Origin of the sequence: Parasphingorhabdus sp. (assembly GCF_049667325.1) — a bacterium.
Lineage (GTDB): Bacteria > Pseudomonadota > Alphaproteobacteria > Sphingomonadales > Sphingomonadaceae > Parasphingorhabdus.
Genome location: NZ_JBATHY010000234.1, coordinates 1 through 1,839, shown reverse-complemented (window position 1 = coordinate 1,839; position 1,839 = coordinate 1). Strand labels below are relative to the sequence as shown.

3 protein-coding genes are annotated in these 1,839 nt (G+C 54.1%); 1 reads left to right on the top strand and 2 read right to left on the bottom strand.

Annotated features, from left to right (window positions below; translation table 11 throughout):
* Positions 1-110 (bottom strand): hypothetical protein (locus WBM93_RS10525; protein ID WP_424431631.1); only part of this gene is annotated, 110 nt, incomplete at its 3' end.
* A 269-nt stretch (positions 111-379) separates the two neighbouring features.
* Positions 380-1,141, bottom strand: coding sequence for a hypothetical protein (locus WBM93_RS10520; RefSeq protein ID WP_424431629.1), 762 nt, complete (start codon positions 1,139-1,141; stop codon positions 380-382).
* Between the two features lie 119 nt (positions 1,142-1,260).
* On the opposite strand from WBM93_RS10520, the gene WBM93_RS10515 reads away from it, so the two are divergent.
* Complete coding sequence (locus tag WBM93_RS10515) at positions 1,261-1,776, top strand: helix-turn-helix transcriptional regulator (RefSeq protein ID WP_424431627.1); 516 nt, start codon at positions 1,261-1,263, stop codon at positions 1,774-1,776.
* Positions 1,777-1,839: the final 63 nt, after the last annotated feature.

Here is a 1,839-nt window from a genome sequence, read left to right as displayed (position 1 = left end):
GCTTCCTCGAGCAAGGTATTCCACTCCCCGCAATCGCCGCATTGCCCTTCCCAGCGATGGGCAATCGACCCGCAATTCTGACAGACAAATTTTTTCTTCGGTTTGGCCATGGGCTTTATCTAGCAGAACAAATACGGAACGCCAGTGCTTTTGCGTCAAACATTTAAACAGGGTCACACGGGTCACACCCCCTATCAGAGAAAATGATTCTAGCTTGAAAAGGGGCGCGCCGAGACGCGAGCAAGATTGTTCTTGCCCGTAGAATGATCGTGCCGTCGGTTCACCGAGATGGTTTAACAGAGCGTCGCTGGTGTAGGAAAGCAACTTTTTAACCGGTCAGATGGCGGCGAGATGATTGAGGATTGGTACCCGCTTCCCGTCAGCTGGCCGAATTGCTGACCCCGGGTCTTTGCGGCAGTATCCAGATCAGACCGATAATCGCCAGACCAAGCACAATGGAAGCCGCTGCTCGGCTAAGTTCCAGGCCGCCTTGCGCCAGCGGTTTGTCGAGAAAATCTCCGACAACAGCGCCTAGCGGCCGGGTTATGATGAACGCCGCCCAGAACAGGAAAACATGGCTTATATTTGTGCGAAAATAAGCGAGTGCGAGCAGCGCAAGCAGCGCGCCGAAAATTACTGCCGCTCCAAGATAGCCAAGCGATCCGTCCGCAACCCAGTCGCCCAGGGCCGTTCCGAGGGTCTGGGAAAATGTAATGGTGAGCCAATAATAGATTTCAGCGCGGGGTTCATGCACCGACGCAACCGAGATCGTCCCCATAGCGCGGTACCAGATGAACAAGGAGACCAGCACTAGCGTCAGGAGCAGCAATGATCCTCCGGGATAGCCGATGCCCATGGATCGCGTTGCGAAATCGGCCATTGTCGTGCCGGCGGTCGTCGAAGCGATGATCGTCGCCCAATATAGCGCAGGATGAAAATTTCTCACCCGAATCTGCCATAAAACCAATATGGCCAATAATGTCGCGAAAATAGCGGTACCCACCAGATAGCCGAGATTGAGCGACATGCTCACCGTGTCACCGGCGGTCTCGCCAAATGTGGTCGCCAGTATTTTGATGATCCAGAAACCGAGAGTGATTGCCGGGACTTTGCTGAGACCGCTAGCCTGTGATGCTGTCATTGGATATTTCCTGGTTGTACGAGAAGGTCGGGCCTGACCAACTGGCTCGGAAACTAGTGCGCTTGGTGGCATTCCACTATAAGCAGCTGCTTAAACGAGGGTCGCTAAGCGGAAGTGCCATGAAACCTATGACAAGCAAGACTGCAACGACAAGCCTGTCCGGCTACAATCGGGAGTTGATTGTGGCTTTGGCTATTGTGGCCCTTCAGGCGATTGCGACCATATTCTTCCTGATAGACAGCATTGACGAAATCATATTGCAGATCAGTGCAGGGATAGATTTCGCCGTCATCGCCGAATGTCTGATCGCCATAGCACTTTTGGCGGGCGTGGTATTGGGCGCAAGGCACACGCGCAAACTGATGGCGGAAGCACGCCGACGGGAAAGCGCACTGGCGGTCGCCAGAGGGGCATTGGCCGAGATGCTGGACCTGCGCTTTGCGGAATGGCAATTGTCGGCGGGTGAAACCGATGTAGCACTCTTTGCGATAAAGGGATGCTCGGTCAGCGAGATTGCAATTTTACGAAACACCGCCGCCGGTACCGTCCGATCACAGCTGAGCCAGATTTATGCCAAGGCAGGCGTGACCAGCCAGTCTATGCTGATCTCGATATTCATTGAAGAGCTTCTCTGAATTCGGCGTGATATGACCGCTGATGGATTGCCGCTTGCACCCTCATCCTCATCCTGTAGTTAA